This window comes from Kitasatospora sp. NPDC047058 (genome assembly GCF_040643935.1).
Lineage (GTDB): Bacteria > Actinomycetota > Actinomycetes > Streptomycetales > Streptomycetaceae > Kitasatospora.
Genome location: NZ_JBEYVJ010000139.1, coordinates 1 through 19,034, shown reverse-complemented (window position 1 = coordinate 19,034; position 19,034 = coordinate 1). Strand labels below are relative to the sequence as shown.

13 protein-coding genes and 1 rRNA gene are annotated in these 19,034 nt (G+C 72.9%); 3 read left to right on the top strand and 11 right to left on the bottom strand.

The window, feature by feature from the left end; translation table 11 throughout:
* Window positions 1–60: 60 nt before the first annotated feature.
* Window positions 61–273 (top strand): hypothetical protein, encoded by a 213-nt coding sequence (locus tag ABZ885_RS21210; protein ID WP_360190665.1) that lies wholly within the window; start codon window positions 61–63, stop codon window positions 271–273.
* A 220-nt stretch (window positions 274–493) separates the two neighbouring features.
* Here the strand turns inward: ABZ885_RS21210 and ABZ885_RS21205 are convergent, their stop codons facing one another.
* From ABZ885_RS21205 to ABZ885_RS21165, 9 genes are all read right to left on the bottom strand, one after another.
* Window positions 494–778: a hypothetical protein gene (locus ABZ885_RS21205; RefSeq protein ID WP_360190662.1), complete on the bottom strand. Its 285-nt coding sequence runs from the start codon at window positions 776–778 to the stop codon at window positions 494–496.
* A gap of 54 nt (window positions 779–832) precedes the next feature.
* Complete coding sequence (locus ABZ885_RS21200; protein ID WP_148642736.1) at window positions 833–1,201, bottom strand: helix-turn-helix transcriptional regulator; 369 nt, start codon at window positions 1,199–1,201, stop codon at window positions 833–835.
* A 360-nt stretch (window positions 1,202–1,561) separates the two neighbouring features.
* Window positions 1,562–2,062 carry a CinA family protein gene (locus tag ABZ885_RS21195; protein WP_360190671.1) on the bottom strand — a complete coding sequence of 167 codons (501 nt, stop codon included), beginning with the start codon at window positions 2,060–2,062 and terminating at the stop codon, window positions 1,562–1,564.
* Between the two features lie 37 nt (window positions 2,063–2,099).
* The gene (gene pgsA, locus ABZ885_RS21190; protein ID WP_360190658.1) at window positions 2,100–2,738 is read right to left on the bottom strand and encodes a CDP-diacylglycerol--glycerol-3-phosphate 3-phosphatidyltransferase; all 639 of its coding nucleotides are present in this window, start codon (window positions 2,736–2,738) and stop codon (window positions 2,100–2,102) included.
* A complete protein-coding gene (rimO, locus tag ABZ885_RS21185) occupies window positions 2,735–4,228 on the bottom strand; it encodes a 30S ribosomal protein S12 methylthiotransferase RimO (RefSeq protein ID WP_360190655.1) in 1,494 nt (497 codons plus the stop codon). The genes pgsA and rimO overlap by 4 nt, the downstream gene beginning before the upstream one ends.
* A 107-nt stretch (window positions 4,229–4,335) precedes the next feature.
* On the bottom strand, window positions 4,336–5,199 hold the full coding sequence (locus ABZ885_RS21180; RefSeq protein WP_360190652.1) for a RodZ domain-containing protein: 864 nt from the start codon (window positions 5,197–5,199) through the stop codon (window positions 4,336–4,338).
* Window positions 5,200–5,461: 262 nt separating this feature from the next.
* Window positions 5,462–8,164, bottom strand: a complete 2,703-nt coding sequence (locus ABZ885_RS21175) for a DNA translocase FtsK (protein ID WP_360190649.1) — start codon at window positions 8,162–8,164, stop codon at window positions 5,462–5,464.
* 147 nt (window positions 8,165–8,311) lie between these two features.
* Complete coding sequence (locus tag ABZ885_RS21170; protein ID WP_360190647.1) at window positions 8,312–8,947, bottom strand: response regulator; 636 nt, start codon at window positions 8,945–8,947, stop codon at window positions 8,312–8,314.
* A gap of 314 nt (window positions 8,948–9,261) precedes the next feature.
* A complete protein-coding gene (locus tag ABZ885_RS21165) occupies window positions 9,262–13,833 on the bottom strand; it encodes a HAMP domain-containing protein (RefSeq protein ID WP_360190668.1) in 4,572 nt (1,523 codons plus the stop codon).
* A 544-nt stretch (window positions 13,834–14,377) separates the two neighbouring features.
* Here ABZ885_RS21165 and ABZ885_RS21160 point away from each other — a divergent pair.
* Window positions 14,378–16,939: a SpoIIE family protein phosphatase gene (locus ABZ885_RS21160; protein WP_360190646.1), complete on the top strand. Its 2,562-nt coding sequence runs from the start codon at window positions 14,378–14,380 to the stop codon at window positions 16,937–16,939.
* Window positions 16,940–17,262: 323 nt separating this feature from the next.
* On the top strand, window positions 17,263–17,826 hold the full coding sequence (locus ABZ885_RS21155; RefSeq protein ID WP_360190644.1) for an acetate uptake transporter: 564 nt from the start codon (window positions 17,263–17,265) through the stop codon (window positions 17,824–17,826).
* Between the two features lie 139 nt (window positions 17,827–17,965).
* Here ABZ885_RS21155 and ABZ885_RS21150 read toward each other — a convergent pair whose 3' ends face one another.
* Both ABZ885_RS21150 and rrf read right to left on the bottom strand, forming a co-directional pair.
* Entirely contained in the window at window positions 17,966–18,853 is an 888-nt protein-coding gene (locus ABZ885_RS21150) for a phosphatase PAP2 family protein (RefSeq protein WP_360190642.1), read from the bottom strand.
* A gap of 94 nt (window positions 18,854–18,947) precedes the next feature.
* Window positions 18,948–19,034 (bottom strand): 5S ribosomal RNA (rrf, locus tag ABZ885_RS21145); the annotation flags it as partial.

Here is a 19,034-nt window from a genome sequence, read left to right as displayed (position 1 = left end):
ACAACGCCGGGACCGTCGCCTACATTCCGCACGCCAACGACCGAACCCACATCGCCCGCCATGACCCGGCGCGGGTGCTGGCCGAGGTCGACGCCCGGGGCCACCCGGGCGCTGGCCGCCTCGGCCCTCGCCTCGGCCGTCCGTACGGGCGCGCTCGGCAGCGTCACCGTCGAGCGGGCCAACGGCGAGCCCGCCCTCGGTTCGGCGCTGGGCGCCGCCCTGGAGGAGGCCGGCTTCCACGCCACCCCGCGCGGTCTGCGGCTCCGGCCCTGAAGCACTGCCCGGCTCTGAAGCACTGCCCGGCCCCGGGCACGGCGAAGGCCGCGTGGCGGGGACGACCCGCCTCGCGGCCTTCGCAACACTCTCCTCCGGAGAGCAGCACCGCTCTCCGGAACACCGTTGTCCGGGACACCGTCCGCCGGAGCGACACCGTCCTCCGGACGACCACCGTCCTCCGGACCGGAGCCCTTCCGGCGTCCGCCCCGGGGCACCGTCACCCGATTGGAGGCTCCGCCTCCGTCCGGGCCGCCGGCTCGACCGCCCGACGCCGCGGCGGACCGGTGGACCACCGGTCCGCGTGGACCGGGATCAGGCCGAGCCCCCAGCCGCCGGCCGCCAGCAGCCCCAGCAGGGCCCCGTCGGCCAGCTGCCCGCGGAACACCGGCAGCCACCAGGCAAGCCCGGCCGCGAGCACCGGCACACCCACGCGAAACGGCCGGGGCACCAGGCGCCCCAGCCGTATTCGGGCTTCGGCGTACGCCGTCGCAGCTCTCCGCACGACCGCCCTCCTTCGCTCGCCCCGGGCACCAGGCGCCCGGGCGTCGAGGCCGGATCAGGCGGCGACCACGTCCATCGCGGCAGCCTTGGGCGAGAGGTTCGCCCGGTCGGTGCCGGGAGCGGGCAGCGGAACCGGTTCGAGCACCGGCCTCAGCAGTTCACCTTCGGAGAGGGTGGCCATCGCCGCAAGTTCGGCGAGCGAGAGTTCGTCGCTGACCTCGCGCATGACCTCGGACATGCGGACGTCGAGTGCGTCGCAGATCGCGGAGAGCAGCTCCGAAGAGGCCTCCTTCTGACCCCGCTCGACCTCGGAGAGGTAACCGAGCGAAACCCTGGCGGCCGCCGACACCTCGCGGAGTGTGCGGCCCTGGCGCTGGCGCTGCCGACGCAGTACATCGCCCAGTAGGCGACGGAGCAGGATCATCGGTGCCTCCCTCCTCGGACTGCGGATCGAGATGTCACGCCCCCACCGTACCGCCTTGCCCGCTTCGCGTGCGGGGACCATGGTCGTGTTCACTCTGGGCTGCAAGGCTGCCCCCTCCCCTGTTTCGGTGTCGCATCCGGGTCGGCAGGCACCTCGCGGTGCCCTCCGTGCGGCCCCCGGCCACCGCCGAGCCACTCGTTCGCCACCTGGTTTCTGCCCAACCAGGCCCTTCGATGTAACACGATCCTCCAGCTGCACATTGCCCGTACGCCAGTTCGGCAGATCTCGGTTCTGTGGAGATCCTGTCGGGCGGAGCACCGGCGACGCCCCCGGACGCCACTGCGGTGGGCGGGTGAAGCGTCAGTGCGTGGACGCACCGGACGGGAGCCGCCCGACGAGCAGCTCCAGAGCGGCGGTCACCGCCCCGTGACGGATTGTGGCACGCTCCCCCGACAGCCGGGGCGAACTGACCAGACTTCCCCCCGGACCGGCGACCGCGAGGTGTACGGTGCCCACCGGCTGTCCGTCCTGGGGCTCGGGCCCGGCCACCCCGGTCGTCGCGACGCCGTAGGTGGCGCCCAGCAGCCGGCGCACACCCTCGGCCATCTGCCGCGCGACCACCGGGTGGACCGGGCCGTGGACGGCCAGCAGCCCCTCGTCCACCCCGAGCACCGAGGCCTTCAGCTCGGTCGCGTACGCGGTGACCGAGCCGCGGAAGGTCGCGGAGGCCCCGGGAACGTCCACCAGCACCGCCGCCAGCAGTCCGCCGGTGAGCGACTCCGCGACCGCCACCGTGCTGCCCTCCCCGCGCAGCACGGCGTGCGCCCGCACGGCCAGCTCGTAGTCCCCCGCCGCCGTCACCGTCGTCACCGCTGCCGCCTCCACCCGGTCGTCCCCGTCACCGGCCGGCGCGCTCCGCGGCCAGCCCCTCGCGGCGCAGGCGCAGCGCCTGCGCGACGTAGTCCACCGCGGTGCCGACCGTCAGCAGCACCGCCAGCCCCATCAGCACGGCCCGCGCACTGGCCAGCCAGCCGGTGAGGACCAGCACGTACATGCCGACCGCGATGCCCTGGGTGAGCGTCTTGAGCTTGCCGCCCCGGCTGGCCGGGATGACGCCGTACCGGATCACCCAGAACCGCATCAGGGTGATGCCGAGCTCACGGGCGAGGATCACCGCGGTGACCCACCACGGGAGGTCCCCCAGCACCGACAGGCCGATCAGCGCCGAGCCCATGATCGCCTTGTCCGCGATCGGGTCGGCGATCTTGCCGAAGTCGGTGACGAGGCCCTTGCGCCGGGCCAGCTCGCCGTCGAACAGGTCGGTGATCATCGCGATCGCGAACGAGGCCCAGGCCACCGAGCGCCACTTGGGGTCGTGCCCGCCGTCGGCGAAGAGCAGCGCCACGAAGACCGGCACCAGCAGCAGCCGGAGCATCGTGAGCATGTTGGCGATGTTCCAGATCCCCGGCGCCGGCGGCACCGCGGCCGCCGGTCTGCCCGGGTGGGCCGCGGCCGGGGCGCCGGGCCCCTTGGTCATTCCCCGGCTCCCGGGACCCGGCGGACCCGCACCTGCTCGAGCGCCTCGGCGATCAGGTCGACACCCTCGCTGGCGACCACCCGGGCCCGGTGGAACTGGCCGACCTGCGGGTCCTCGACGCCGGTGAGCGTGGTGAGGCCGTCCGTCTCCGGCGCCTGGTGGGCGGCGCGGCCCTCGACCAGGTCACCGTCCACCGACTCGATCAGCACCTCGACCTCGGTGCCGATCCGCTGCTCGGCCCGCTGGGCGGTCATCTCCTCGGCGAGCCGGCTCAGCCGGTTCAGCCGGTCCGCCACCACGTCCTCGGGCAGCTTGCCGTCGTAGGTCGCGGCCTCGGTGCCGTCCTCGTCGGAGTAGCCGAACACGCCGATCGCGTCCAGGCCGGCGTGCGTGACGAAGCGCTCCAGCTCGGCGAAGTCCTCCTCGGTCTCACCCGGGAAGCCGACGATGAAGTTGGAGCGGGCGCCGGCCTGCGGGGCCTTGCCGCGGATGGTCCCGAGCAGCTCCAGGAACTGGTCGGTGGAGCCGAAGCGGCGCATCCGGCGCAGCACGGCGGGCGCCGAGTGCTGGAAGGACAGGTCGAAGTAGGGCACCACGTCGGCGGTGCCGGTCATCGCGTCGATCAGCCCGGGCCGCATCTCGGCGGGCTGCAGGTAGGAGACCCGGACCCGCTCGACGCCCTCGATCGCGGAGATCTCGCCGAGCAGCGTCTCCAGCAGCCGGATGTCGCCGAGGTCCTTGCCGTAGGAGGTGTTGTTCTCGCTGACCAGCACCACCTCGCGGACGCCCTGCGCGGCCAGCCACTGGGCCTCCTGCAGCACGTCGGAGGGGCGGCGCGAGATGAACGAGCCGCGGAAGGCCGGGATGGCGCAGAAGGAGCACCGGCGGTCGCAGCCGGAGGCGAGCTTGACCGAGGCCACCGGGCTGTCGTCCAGCCGCTTGCGCAGGGTGCGCGGGCCGGAGGCGGGGGCGACGCCGTCCGGCAGGTCGGCGATCGGCGCGGCCTCGGGCTCGGCGGCGCCGTGGCCGGGCAGCGCGACCTCGGCGGCCGCGGCCTGGCGCTCGACCGGGCTCAGCGGCAGCAGCTTGCGGCGGTCGCGCGGGATGTGCGGGGCGTGGTGGCCGCCGGACAGGATGGTCTGCAGCCGGTCGGAGATGTCGGCGTAGTCGTCGAAGCCGAGCACGCCGTCGGCCTCGGGCAGCGCGTCGGCCAGCTCCTTGCCGTACCGCTCGGCCATGCAGCCGACCGCGACGACGGCCTGGGTGCGGCCGTGGCCCTTGAGGTCGTTGGCCTCCAGCAGGGCGTCGACCGAGTCCTTCTTGGCGGCCTCGACGAAGCCACAGGTGTTGACGACGGCGACGTCGGCTTCGGCGGCGTCGTCCACCAGCGACCAGCCGTCGGCCTCCAGTCGCCCGGCGAGTTCCTCGGAGTCCACCTCGTTGCGGGCGCATCCGAGCGTGACAAGGGCGACAGTACGGCGTTCAGGCATAGGGCCAAGATTAACGCGCGGCCGCCGGGGCCGTTCGCCCCGGAGGCCGCGCGCCCCGGATTACCGGATCTCCACCGGCCCCTCGGCGGGCCGCAGCCCGCCCGTGGTCAGCCCGCCTGCGGGTCGCCGGGGGTGTACGTGACATGCACCACCTGGCCGTTCTTGCCCGCCGGACCGAGGTCCTTGCCGTTGACGTACACGTGCACGGCACCGGCGTTGCCGATCACCAACTTGATCTGCTTGGGGTCGGTGAAGGTCTGGTCCTGGCCTTCCTCGATGTTGTTCTGGAAGAGCGACTTGCCGTTGCCGTCCAGCGCCGAGACCCAGCTGGTGTCCTTCTCGGCGACCAGCTTCACGGTGACCTTGTCGCCCGGCGCGGCCGCGATCGCCGCGACGCTGGGCTCCGGGGCGGGCGGCTGCACGCTCGGCGAGGCCGCCGGGGCGACCGAGCCGGTGCCGGAGCCGCTGGGCAGCGGCGCACTGGCCGAGCCGGTGGTCGCGCCGCCGGTCTTGCCGCTCACCAGGTTGAAGCCGATCAGGACGACCACGGCGAAGATCGCGGCGACCATCGCGGCGGCCCAGTTCGGCCGGCCGCGGGCGGGCACCTTGATCGGCCCGCTCTCGATCAGCTGGGTCGGGCGCCGGCCGGCCGGGGAACCGCCGTGCGCGGCGTCGTACTGCGCCACCAGGGCCTCGCCGTCCACGCCGACCGCCCGGGCGATCGCGCGGATGTGACCGCGGGCGTAGAAGTCGCCTCCGCAGCGGGCGAAGTCGTCCTCCTCGATGGCATGCACGATCGGCACCCGCACCCGGGTGCCGGTACTCACCTGATCGACCGTGAGTCCGGCGTCGATCCGGGCGGCGGACAGCACCCGGCCGATGCTCACGGCATCGGCCGCCTGCTCCGCACCGCCGGAAGGCTGGGCGGACGACGCGGCGTTCTCGCGGTCGGGGGACTTGCCGATGGTCACGGGGCACGCCTTTCGAGCGGATGGCCACCTGCTGGGGAACAGTCTAGGGGCGTGGGCGGATCGTTTCTCAAGCGGAACAGGCCCGAATGCGCGCACCCGCCCGCACGTGGTTCCGGCCGGCCGGTGAACGGCCGTCAGGGCGGGGGGCCGCCGTTCGCGGAGACCCTTCTGCCGCCCTGTGACGCCGTGCACGTCCGATCGGTTCCGCACCCGCCGCCTACCCCCCTCCGAACGGGTGAACACCTCCCGGAGGAACGGTCCGTCAGCCGCGGATGGCGACGATCACCCCGTCCAGTTCGTCCGGTTTCACCAGCACGTCGCGGGCCTTGGATCCCTCGCTCGGGCCGACGATCCCGCGGGACTCCATCAGGTCCATCAGCCGGCCGGCCTTGGCGAAGCCGACCCGCAGCTTGCGCTGGAGCATCGAGGTGGAGCCGAACTGGGTGGAGACCACCAGCTCCGCGGCCTGGATCAGCAGGTCCAGGTCGTCGCCGATCTCCTCGTCGATCTCCTTCCTGGGCCCGCCGCCGACCGTGACGTCGTCCCGGTAGACGGCCGTCAGCTGGTCCTTGCAGTGCTGCACCACGGCGGCGATCTCCGCCTCGGTGACGAACGCGCCCTGCATCCGGATCGGCTTGCTCGCACCCATCGGCAGGAACAGCGCGTCGCCCTTGCCGATCAGCTTCTCGGCACCCGGCTGGTCCAGGATGACCCGAGAGTCGGCCATCGCCGAGGTCGCGAACGCCAGCCGGGACGGCACGTTGGCCTTGATCAGACCGGTGACCACGTCCACCGAGGGGCGCTGGGTCGCCAGCACCAGGTGGATGCCCGCCGCCCGGGCCAGCTGGGTGATCCGGACCACCGAGTCCTCGACGTCGCGCGGCGCGACCATCATCAGGTCGGCCAGCTCGTCGACGATCACCAGCAGATACGGGTACGGCGTCAGCTCGCGCTCGCTGCCCAGCGGCGGGGTGACCTTGCCGGCCTTCACCGCCGCGTTGAAGTCGTCCACGTGCCGGAAGCCGAACGCGGCCAGGTCGTCGTAGCGCAGGTCCATCTCGCGCACCACCCACTGGAGGGCCTCGGCGGCCTTCTTCGGGTTGGTGATGATCGGCGTGATCAGGTGCGGGATGCCCTCGTACGCGGTCAGCTCGACCCGCTTGGGGTCGACCAGCACCATCCGCACCTCGTCCGGGGTGGCCCGGGCCAGCACCGAGGTGATCAGGCAGTTGATGCAGGACGACTTGCCCGCACCGGTCGCGCCGGCCACCAGGATGTGCGGCATCTTCGCGAGGTTGGCCATCACGGTGTGGCCCTCGACGTCCTTGCCCATGCCGACGACCATCGGGTGGGTGTCCTCGGCGGCCGTGCGCGAGCGCAGCAGGTCGCCGAGGTTGACCATCTCGCGGTCCCGGTTGGGGATCTCGATGCCGACCGCGGACTTCCCCGGGATCGGGCTGATGATCCGGACGTCCGGGCTCGCCACCGCGTAGGCGATGTTCTTCGCCAGCGCGGTGATCCGCTCCACCTTGACCGCCGGGCCCAGCTCGACCTCGTAGCGGGTGACCGTCGGGCCCCGGGTGAAGCCGGTGACCTTGGCGTCCACCTTGAACTCGGCGAAGGTGCCGGTGAGCTGCGCGACCACCTCGTCGTTGAGCGCGCTGCGGGCCTTGGCCGGGCCGCCGCGCTCCAGCAGGTCGAGCGAGGGCAGCGCGTAGGTGATGTCGCCGGAGAGCTGGAGCTGCTCCATCCGCACCGGCGCCGGGCCGTGCTCCTCCGGTGCGCCCGCGCCCGCACTGCGGGCGGCCGGGACGGCGGGCTCCTCCGGCGGGGCGGTGCGGTCCTGCACCTGGTGCATCATGTCCGCCACCGCCGAGGAGGCGGGCACGCCGTAGACCAGCGCGCCGTCCAGGTCGGCCGCGGCGCCGGCGGCGAGGTTCCGGGTGGCGTACGGGTCGGCCGGCTCCTTGCGGAACGGGTCCCCGGCCGGCGGGGCGGCCTCGTCGGCGGCCTCCGGTTCGTCCGCCTGCTTGCGCCGACGGCGGCGCCGGCGGGCGGCGACCTCGTCCTGCGGGTTGTCGCCGTCGGTGTCCACGGTGAACGGCAGCGCCGAGGGGTCGGCGTCCTCCGGCGGCTCGGTGGAGAGCTCGCGCTCCGGCGTACGCCCCTGCGGGAGCGCGTCCTGCGGGCCGGGCTCGACCACGCCCAGCCGCACCCCGACCGCGCGCAGCCGCTCGGGGATCCGGTTGACCGGGGTGGCGGTGGTGACCAGCAGGCCGAAGAAGGCCAGCAGCAGCAGGAGCGGCACCGCGAGCGGCGGTCCGGCGGCGGCCATCATCGGGGTCGAGGCGGCCCAGCCGACGATGCCGCCCGCCGCCCTTATCCGGGTCGCGCCGCTGCCCATCATGGGCGCGCCGCAGCCGATGTGGACCAGGCCCAGGACGCCGACCACCAGCGCGCTGAGGCCGATCACGATCCGCCCGTTGGCCTCCGGCACCTCCGGGTGGCGCATCAGCCGGACCGAGATCACCGCCAGCAGGAACGGCACCAGCACGTCGAGCCGGCCGAACAGCCCGGAGACCACGTTGGTGGCCGCCTCGCCGAGCCAGCCCTGCGGGCTGAACCAGGTGCCGGCGGCGGTGACCAGCGCGAGCGCGAACAGCAGCAGGCCGACGCCGTCCTTGCGGTGCGCCGGGTCGAGGTTCTTGGCGCCGTCGCCGAAGCCGCGGAAGACCGCGCCGACCGCGTGCGCCAGGCCGAGCCAGACGGCCCGCACGGCACGGAAGAGTATCGGGCTCGGCGGCGGCGGCGCCGGAGCGGGTTTGGCCGCGGCCTTCTTCGCCGGGGCGGCCTTCTTGGCGGCCGCCTTCTTCGCTGGCGGCTTGGCCGGAGCCTTCGCCGCGGCCTTCTTGGACGGTCCCGGACTCGAGTTGCGTGCCGCGCTTCCGGGCGTACGTGTGGCCATGGCTCAGCAGCCTACCGGGGCCGGACGGGTGTGCCCATGCGGCCCGGTCCGGGGTCCGGACGTGTCGCAGACACACCGTCACGCTGATCCCGTTTCACCCGGACGGGGCAACGAGGCGGGGCAACCAGGCGGGGCAGGCGGGCGGGGCTAGTCGCTGCCGGGGCGCAGTGCGTCCAGCGCCCGCCGCAGGCCGGCCAGCTTCCGCTCCAGGTGCGCCGCGGTGGCGGAGACCCCGCCGTCCTCGGTGCCGTCCAGCTGCTTGGCCAGCGCCTCGGCCTGCTCCTCCACCGAGGCCAGCCGGGCCGACAGCTCGCCCAGCAGCGCCCCGCCGATCTCCGGCTGCCCGCCGCCCGCCTCCAGCTGCAGCCTCAGCAGCGCCGCCTGCTCCTTGAGCTGGCAGTTCTTCATGTAGAGGTCGACGAAGACCGAGACCTTGGCGCGCAGCACCCACGGGTCGAAGGGCTTGGAGATGTAGTCCACCGCGCCGGCCGCGTAGCCGCGGAAGGTGTGGTGCGGCCCGTGGTTGAGCGCGGTCAGGAAGATGATCGGGATGTCCCGGGTGCGCTCGCGCCGCTTGATGTGGGCGGCCGTCTCGAAGCCGTCCATGCCCGGCATCTGGACGTCCAGCAGGATCACCGCGAAGTCGTCGGTGAGCAGCGCCTTGAGCGCCTCCTCACCGGAGGCCGCGCGGACCAGCGTCTGGTCGAGCGCGGAGAGGATCGCCTCCAGCGCGAGCAGGTTCTCCGGCCGGTCGTCGACCAGGAGGATCTTCGCCTTCTGCATTACGACCCGCCCTCCTGTCGCCTGCCTGCCTGGGGAAGGCGCACGCGTACTGCCCACCACTACCCCGGTCATGCTAGCCGCACCCCCTCGCCCGGCACACCGCCCCGTCGCGACCCGATCCGGAACAGCGTGCAGCCAGTGCCCCGGCGCACGCTCAGCAGCGAGTCGTCGCCCGGTCACTGTTCGCAACGATCGGTGACCCTACCCGGTTCCCGCCCCTCCCCGCCAGCAAAGCGCTCGGCCCCCGGGCGTGAACCCCGGAGCGGGCCGGGCACCGCACGCCCCCGCCGGTCCCGGCGGGGGCGCGGCGCCGGTCAGCCCTTGCGGGCCGTCAGCCACTCGTGCATCACCGTCAGCAGGTGGTCGGTCTCCACCGGCTTGGTGATGTGGTCGGTGGCACCGGCCTCCAGGGACTTCTCCTTGTCGCCCTTCATCGCCTTGGCGGTCAGCGCGATGATCGGCAGGCCGGCGAACTGGGGCATCCGGCGGATCGCCTCGGTGGTCGCGTAGCCGTCCATCTCCGGCATCATGATGTCCATCAGGACCAGCGCGACGTTCTCGTGCTGCTCCAGCATCTCGATGCCCTCGCGCCCGTTCTCGGCGTAGAGGACGGTCAGGCCGTGCTGCTCCAGGACGCTGGTGAGCGCGAAGACGTTGCGGACGTCGTCGTCCACGATCAGCACCTGCTGGCCGTCGAAGCGGGCGTCCACCCGGCCGCCCGGGCGGGCGACGGGGGCGACCGGGGCGGCGGGGACCACGGCCACCGGCCGGCTCGCGGCGGGAACGTCCAGCGCGGCGGCACGGCGGCGTTCGAGCGCGCCCCGGCGGCGCTCCTCGGCGAGTTCGCGGACCTCCTGCGCCCAGTGGTCGGCCGGGTTCTCACCGACCGGGACGGGCGTGCCGGCCGGGGTGACGCCGACCGCGGCCCGCACCGCCGGGGCGTTCAGGGCGTTCAGGACGTGCGAGGACGCGCCGCCCGGGGCCTCCGGGGCCTCGCTGCGCAGCGGCAGGTAGAGGGTGAAGGTGGAGCCGCGGCCCAGCTCGCTCTCGGCGTGGATCTCGCCGCCGAGCAGCCGGGCGATCTCCCGGCTGATCGAGAGCCCGAGGCCGGTGCCGCCGTACTTGCGGCTGGTGGTGCCGTCGGCCTGCTTGAACGCCTCGAAGATCTCCCGCAGCTTGTTGCCGGGGATGCCGATGCCGGTGTCGGAGACCGCGAAGGCGATCAGCTCGTCGTCCGGGTCCTGGATCGCACCGGCCTCCAGCAGCCGTTCCCGGACGTGCTGCGGCACGTCGCCGCCGGCCGGGCTGATCGAGAAGTCGACCGCGCCGGCGTCGGTGAACTTCACCGCGTTGGAGATCAGGTTGCGCAGCACCTGCTGGAGCCGCTGCTCGTCGGTGTGCAGGGTGACCGGCAGGGCCGACGAGACCCGGACGCCGAACTCCAGGTTCTTGTCCAGCGCGACCGGCTGGAAGGTGGCCTCCACGTAGTCGACCAGCTGCACCAGGGCGATCCGGGCCGGGCGGACGTCCATCTTGCCGGCCTCGACCTTGGACAGGTCGAGGATGTCGTTGATCAGCTGGAGCAGGTCGGAGCCGGCCCCGTGGATGGTGTCCGCGAACTCGACCTGCTTGGGCGACAGGTTGCCCTCGTTGTTGTCGGAGAGCAGCTTGGCCAGGATCAGCAGCGAGTTGAGCGGGGTGCGCAGCTCGTGCGACATGTTGGCGAGGAACTCGCTCTTGTACCGGGAGGCCAGGGCGAGCTGCTCGGCGCGCTCCTCCAGGACCTGCCGGGCCTCCTCGATCTCGCTGTTCTTGATCTCGATGTCACGGTTCTGCTGGGCCAGTTGCGAGGCCTTCTCCTGCAACTCCTCGTTGGTGCGCTCCAGCTCCTCCTGACGCGCCTCCAGCTCGGCCGACCGCATCGAGAGTTCGGCGGTCAGCCGCTGGGACTCCAGCAGCAGGCCCTCGGTCTTGGTGTTGACGCTGATGGTGTTGACGGTGACGCCGATCAGGTCGGCGATCTGGTTGAGGAAGTCCAGCGCGACGGTCGTGAAGGAGCTGAAGGTGGCCAGCTCGATCACGCCGAGCAGCCGGCCCTCGAACAGCACCGGCAGCACCACGATGTGGGCCGGCGAGGCCTCGCCGAGGCCGGAGGCGATCTTGAGGTACCCGGGCGGCGCCTCCTTGAGGATGATCGAGCGTTTCTCCACCGCGGCCTGGCCGATCAGCGACTCGCCGGGCCGGAAGGTGGTCGGCATCGCCCGCCGCTGGTAGCCGTAGCTGCCGATCAGCCGCAGCACCGTGTCGTTCTCGTCGTCGTCCTCGGTGATCAGCTCCGCGGTGCGGCCGGCCGGCTGGGCGAGGAAGAAGGCGCCGTGCTGGGCGGAGACCACCGGCGTCAGCTCGGTCATGATCAGCGAGGCGACCGCCTCCAGGTCCCGGCGGCCCTGCAGCAGGCCGGAGATCCGGGCCAGGTTGGTCTTCAGCCAGTCCTGCTCCTGGTTGGTCCGGGTGGTCTCGCGCAGGTTGGCGATCATCTGGTTGATGTTGTCCTTGAGCTCGTCGAGCTCCCCGGACGCGTCCACGTCGATCCGCAGCGAGAGGTCGCCCCTGGTCACGGCGGTGGCGACCTGGGCGATCGCGCGCACCTGACGGGTCAGGTTGTTGGCCAGCTCGTTCACCGACTCGGTGAGGTCCTGCCAGGTACCGTCCACGCCGGGGACGCGGGCCTGGCCGCCGAGCCGTCCGTCGGTGCCGACCTCGCGGGCCACCCGGGTCACCTCGTCGGCGAACGCCGAGAGCTGGTCGACCATGGTGTTGATGCTGGTCTTGAGCTGCAGGATCTCGCCGCGGGCGTCCACGTCGATCTTCTGCGAGAGGTCGCCGCGGGCCACCGCCGTGATCACCAGCGCGATGTTGCGCACCTGGCCGGTCAGGTTGTTGGCCATCAGGTTGACGTTGTCGGTGAGGTCCTTCCAGATGCCGGCCACGCCCGGCACCCCGGCCTGGCCGCCCAGGATGCCGTCGGTGCCGACCTCACGGGCGACCCTGGTCACCTCCACCGCGAAGGCGGAGAGCTGGTCGACCATCGTGTTCAGGGTGCCGGCCAGCGCCGCGACCTCGCCCTGGGCTTCGATGTCGATCTTCTTGGAGAGGTCGCCGCGGGCCACCGCCGTCGCCACCTCGGCGATGTTCCGCACCTGGCTGGTCAGGTTGGACGCCATGAAGTTGACGTTGTCGGTGAGGTCCTTCCAGATGCCCGACACCCCGCGCACCCGGGCCTGGCCGCCCAGGATGCCCTCGGTCCCCACCTCGCGGGCCACCCGGGTCACCTCGTCGGCGAACGCCGAGAGCTGGTCGACCATGGTGTTGACGGTGGTGACCAGCTCCAGGATCTCGCCGCGGGCGTCGACGGTGATCTTCTTGGAGACGTCGCCGCGGGCCACCGCGGTGGTCACCTCGGCGATGTTGCGGACCTGGCTGGTCAGGTTGTTGGCCATCAGGTTGACGCTGTTGGTCAGGTCCTTCCAGGTGCCGGACACCCCCGGCACGCTGGCCTGGCCGCCGAGGATGCCCTCGGTGCCGACGTCCCGGGCGACCCTGGTCACCTCGTCCGCGAAGGCGCCCAGCTGGTCCACCATCGTGTTGATGGTGTTCTTCAGCTCCAGGATCTCGCCGCGCGCGTCCACCTGGATCTTCTGCGAGAGGTCGCCCCGGGCGACCGCGGTCGTCACCTGGGCGATGTTGCGCACCTGGTCGGTGAGGTTGTTCGCCATGAAGTTGACGTTGTCGGTGAGGTCCCGCCAGACCCCGGCGGCCCCCGGCACCTGCGCCTGGCCGCCCAGCCGCCCCTCGGTGCCCACCTGGCGGGCCACCCGCGTCACCTGCTCGGCGAAGCCGGACAGCTGGTCCACCATCGTGTTGATGGTGTTCTTCAGCTCCAGGATCTCGCCCCGCGCGTCCACCTCGATCTTCTGCGACAGGTCGCCGCGCGCCACCGCCGTGGTCACCTGCGCGATGTTGCGCACCTGGCCGGTCAGGTTGTCGGCCATGAAGTTCACCGAGTCGGTGAGGTCCCGCCAGACGCCGGCGACGCCCGGCACCTGCGCCTGACCGCCCAGCCGCCCCTCGGTCCCCACGTCCCGGGCCACCCGCGTCACCTGCGCCGCGAAGCCGTTGAGCTGGTCCACCATCGTGTTGACGGTGTTCTTCAGCTCCAGCATCTCGCCGGCCACCTCGACCGTGACCTTCCGCGACAGGTCGCCCTTGGCCACCGCCGTCGTCACCTGGGCGATGTTGCGCACCTGGGCGGTCAGCCGGCCGGCCATGGTGTTGACCGAGTCCGCCAGGTCCTTCCAACTGCCCGAGACGCTGCGCACCTTGGCCTGGCCGCCGAGCTTGCCCTCGGTGCCGACCTCGCGCGCCACCCGGGTCACCTCGTCGGTGAACTCCGACAGCTGGTCCACCAGGCCGTTCACGGTCCGGCCGATCTTCAGGTACTCGCCGCGCAGCGGGTGGCTCACCCCGTTGCTGTGCAGCGAACGGAGTTCCATCCGCTGGTCCAGGTCGCCCTCGGCGATCGAGGCCAGCACCCGGCCCACCTCGGCCATCGGCCGGGCCAGATCGTCGATCAGCGCGTTGCAGTTGTCGACCGCCGCCATCCAGGCGCCCTCGCCGGCCCCGGTCTCCAGCCGCTCGTTCAGCCGGCCCTCGCGGCCCACCGCCCGCCGGACCCGGGCCAGTTCACCGGTCAGGTGCTGGTTGCGCTCGGCGACCTCGTTGAACACCGCGGCGATCTCGGCCAGCGGCCCGTCGCCCGGCACGGTCAGCCGGCGGCGGAAGTTGCCGTCCCGCATCGCGGTCAGCGCGGCCAGCAGCTTGCGCAGCTCGGCCGGCTCGGCTCCCCGGTTGGGGTTCGCTCGCCGGCCGGCCGCGTTCCGCGGCGCGGCCCCGGACCGCACACCACGCTGAGCGGGCGGCGTCGTACCGGTTGCGTCCTTGGTGGCCGAACTCAACGGGCCCCTCCCAGATCGTGAACTGTCCGGTGCCCGCCCGCGCCCCGCCCGGGGCCCGGAGCCGGACACCGGCCCGGCGCAACTGCGTCCCGACCGGCCTCGCGGCCCACCGGAACCCACACGACCGTACTGCTGAAACCGGCCGTCGCGGACCCCCCAGTCTGGCAGCACTGGCGCCGGGTATACGGCCGGTTGCGCTCGGTTGGTGCCGCCCCGGCCGAAACAGGTGGGCAGAATCACCCTCTGGTGCCTGTTTCGACGCCCCGCCCCCACGGGGAACCAAGCGGAAAGTAGGGTGGAGCGCTGCACCGGGCCACGACCCGACCCAGCGCCGCCGCTCCCCCGCCGGCGCGCACGGGGAAAGTCGGCGCCGCACCCCGGACAGCCAGGGCCAGAGCAGAGGAGAAGTGGCAACGTGGTCACCGCGCGCGCAGCCGCCACCTTCGAACCGGTCGGCCGGTCGGCCGGCGCCGCCCGCTCCTTCGTCCGGGACGCCCTGCTCGGCTGGGGCCTGCCCGAAGTCGTCGACGACGCCGTGGTCCTGGTCAGCGAACTCGTCACCAACGCCGTCGTGCACGCCGGCACCGCCGCCGAGGTCTGCTGCCTCCGCGAGGACGGCACCGTCCGGATCGAGGTCACCGACCACCACCCCGAACGCGGCCTCCCCTCCTTCGTCGACGTCCCCGTCACCGCCTCCGACCGCTACGCCGACCCCGACGGCGAGGGCGGCCGCGGCCTGCTGATGTGCTCGGCCCTCGCCGAACGCTGGGGCGTCGAGTACGCGGCCGGCCGCAAGACCGTCTGGTTCCGCCTCGCACTGCCCGCCCACGTCGCCGGCACCCGCTACGCCGTCCCCGCCACCCCCGGCGGCGAACTGCCCAGCAGCACCGGCCCGGTGCACGTCGCCGTGGTCCAACTCGACGACGACGGCCGGATCCTGGCCTGGAACCCCGACGCCGAGGTGCTCTTCCGGCACCCCGCCGACACCGTCCTCGGCCGCACCTGGGCCGACCTCGCGGTCTGGCCGCAGGAGCCCGGCAGCGGCCTCGGCCTGGCCGCCACCCTCCGGCTGGCCCGCTGGGAGGGCAGCTACGGCCTGCGCCGCGCCGACGACCGCACCGTCGAGGTGTACGGCCTGCAGGTCCGCATCCGCGACACCGAGGGCGTCCCGTCCACGCTCTGCCTGCTCGTCCTCGACGCCGACCGGGCGGTGCTCCGTTCCCCCGCCCGCGCCCTGCCCGGCGACAAGTCCGACCAGGCCGCGGCCCGGCTCGACCTGCTGGCCGGCCCCACCGCCACCGACGACCTCGACACCCTGCTCCAGCGCACCGCCGAACGCGCCCGCGACCTGCTCGACGCCGACGCCGCGTACGTCCTGCTGACCACCGAGGACGAGACCGAGTTCGAGGTCCGCGCCGCCACCGGCCTCACCACCGGCCACCGCCGGCACAGCCGCTTCCCGGTCGAGACCGGCAACCGCTACGACTCCGCCCGGCTGCCCTCCGTCCACGAGGACCTCGCCACCCGCCCGACCGGCCTCGCCCTGCTCAGCGGCAGCGGCCTGCGCTCGCTGCTGACCGTGCCGCTCAAGGTCGAGGGCCGGCTGATCGGCTCGCTCGGCATCGCCGCGGCCGCCCCCGGCCGTTACGACAACGAGGACGCGCTGCGCCTCCAGTTCGCCGCCGACCGGGTCGCCCTCGCCATCGAGAGCACCCGGCTCACCGAACTCGACCGGCTGCGCCGCGGCTCGCTCTCCTTCCTGGTCGAGGCCTCCGACCTGCTGGCCGGCACCCTCGAACACGAGCAGACGCTCGCCCTGATGGCCCAGATGGCCGTCCCCACCCTCGCCTCCTGGTGTGCCGTCTACACCAACGGCGACCACGGCGCCCCGGCCTCGCTCGCCTTCGTCCTGCACGAGGACGAGGACCGCATCGACCCACTGCGCGCCCTGCTGGACAAGACCCCCGCCCCGGAGTCCGGCCCCACCCACGGCGTCCGATTCTGGCCCACTGCGGCCGAGACCGCCCGGGCCGGCGGGCTCGCCGACAGCCCCGAACTCGCCGGCCTGCTCGGCGAGACGGTGGTCCTGCCGCTCACCGCCCGCAACCGGGTCATCGGCCTGCTCGCCCTCGGCGTCCCGGCCGGCGTCCGGTTCCGCCAGGAGATCCTGGAGCTCGCCGAGGACCTCTCCCGCCGGGCCGCCCTCGCCCTCGACAACTCCCGCCTCTACTCCGAGCGCACCGCCACCAGCCAGGCCCTCCAGCGCAGCCTGCTGCCGCCGGACCTGCCCGAGATCCCCGGCGTCGAGGTGGACGTCTACTACCAGGCCGCCGGTGAGGGCAACGAGGTCGGCGGCGACTTCTACGACCTCTTCACCATCCGCGAGGGCACCTACGGCTTCGCCATCGGCGACGTCTGCGGCACCGGCCCCGAGGCGGCGTCCGTCACCGGCCTCGCCCGGCACTCCCTGCGCCTGCTCGCCCGCGAGGGCCTGGACGCGCCCCAGGTCCTCAGCCGGCTCAACGCGGCCATCCTGGACGAGGGTTCGCGCAGCCGCTTCCTCACCCTGCTCTACGGCGAGCTGACGCCGCGGCCGGACGGCAGCACCGAACTGTCGCTGGTCTGCGCCGGCCACCCGCTGCCGCTGCGGCTGCGCACCGACGGCCAGGTCGACCGCGCCGCCACCCCGCAGCCGCTGCTCGGGGTGATGGACGAACTCGACCTCACCGCCGAGCACTTGGTGCTCGCCCCCGGCGAGGTCCTGCTCTGCGTCACCGACGGCGTCACCGAACGCCGGGAGGGGCGGCGGATGCTGGGCGACGACGGCCTCGCCGAGGTGCTCACCGGCTGCACCGGGCTGACCGCCGGCGCGGTCGCCATGCGGGTGCAGCGGGCGGTCGAACGCTTCGCCCCGGAGCCGCCGTCCGACGACATGGCGATCCTGACCCTGCGGGTGCCCACCCAGCGCGTGGGCTGAGCACCGCGGCGCCCGCGCCGGGCAGCACCGCCGTCCGGTCCCGGGTGGCCCGGCGGTCAATCGTGAGCGTTCAACAGCTGACATCGCCACAAATTGTGCGATTCACAAGGGTACAAGCTCGAAAGGCCGGGTACACCGATCTCACCGGGGAATCCACCCGGCGGGGCCACGACCAGCGGTTCTCCGCTGGACCGTCATTCTGACCGCAGCCGTCGCACGCTCCAGCCGTGCGCCCTCGGCGCGGTCGCGCGCATCCACCTCATCGAAAATCCCACGTGCGGTCGACCGCGCCCTGCGCGCGCCCGAAGCGAAAGGAGCCTCCGGTGAGCAACGACGCTACCGGGGCACAGAACGCCCGTTCCACCGGCGCCGACGCGGGTAACCTCGGTTACCTCGCCCTCGGCCTGACCCTCCTCGCCTACGGTCTTCTCTCCACCGGCATCCTCAGCGGCACGGGGGTCGGGGACTCAGCACACCTCGCCCACCTCGTCGGCGGTCTCACCCTGTTCATCGCCGGTCTCTGGCAGCTCCGCGGCGGCGAGGGCTTCACCGGCACGGCCTTCACCAGCCTCGGCGCGTTCTGGGCCACCTGGTCCGCGGCCGGCGGCGCCGGCAAGAACGCGGCGGGCCTGTTCCTGCTGCTGTGGGCCCTGCTCGCCCTCACCCTCACCGCCGCCAGCTGGAACGCCGGCCTGTTCAGCCGCGCCGTCTACGGTCTGCTGACCGTCTCGCTGGTGCTCTCCGCCTTCGCCACCTTCAACACCTCCGGCGGTCTCGCCAAGTTCGCCGGCTGGGTCGCCGCGGCCTCCGGGCTCGTCGCCTGGTACTGGGCCACCTCCTCGCTGACCAACAGCGCGTGGGGCCGGAACGTCCTGCCGGTCAAGTAAGGTCCGGCGGCAGAACGCACACGGGCCGGCCCTCCCCCGGTGGGGAGGGCCGGCCCTTCGGCGTGACCGCGTCGGCGTGGACGGCGTCGGCGTGGACGGCGTCGGCGTGGACGGTTTCGGCGGTCGGGGTCCCGGCCGGTCAGCCGCGGCCCCGGCTGCCGGCCCCGCGCGCCGTCGCCCGGGGCCGGTCGTCCGGAGCGCTCGCCGCCTCCCCGCGCGTCCGCCCGGCCGCCGCGGCCGCCTGCCGACGGGCCCGCCGGCGGCCGACGACGGCCTGCGCCGCGTACGAGAACAGCAGGATCGCGACGGCGACCAGGCCGTCCGCCCAGAAGTGGTTCGCCGTGACCACCACGACGGCGACGGTAAGCACCGGGTGCAGCACCACCAGCCAGCGCAGCGAACTCGTCGACACCCTGATCACCGCGACCGCCGCCAGCACGCACCAGGCCACGTGCACCGAGGGCATCGCCGAGAGCTGCGCGGCGACCACCACGCCGCCGACCGCGCCCCCATAGACCGACTGCCCGTACTCGGCCGCGACGTCCACGAAGCCGCTCTGCGGCAGCATCCGGGGCGGCGCCACCGGGATGAACTGCACGACCAGACAGATCGCCGTCGTGATCACCACCGTGTTCCGCACCCACGGGTACCGCGCACGGTGCCGCACGAACACCCACGCCAGCACCGCGATCATCACCGCGAAGTGCATCGAGGCGTAGTAGTAGTTCGCCGCCTTCACCGCCACCGGGTACGGCGTGACCGCCGCCTGCCAGGACGCCTCGTCCGGCAGGCCCAGCGCCAGCTCCGTCCGGTGGATCCAGCCCGCCCGGTCCAGCGCGTGCTCGGTGCTCATCAGGGAGAGGCTGCCCACCAGCTGCCAGAGCGCGAACAGCGCCAGCAGCGTGCCGGCCTCCCGCAGCACCGCCGACAGCGGGCCTCGCCGCCAGCGGGAGGCCGCGTACGAGCCCCCGTGGAGAGCGGCTGCGGCGCCCCCGGCGGACTGCCAGGTGAGAGTCAGGTTCTGCAACGGTTCGCGCCTTCCGCCGAGCCGGGTGTGCTGGCAGAGACGTTAACGCAAAAAGACCCCCTTCCGAATGAAAGGGGGTCTTTTTGGAATGATTGTTCGGCGGCGTCCTACTCTCCCACAGGGTCCCCCCTGCAGTACCATCGGCGCTGTGAGGCTTAGCTTCCGGGTTCGGAATGTAACC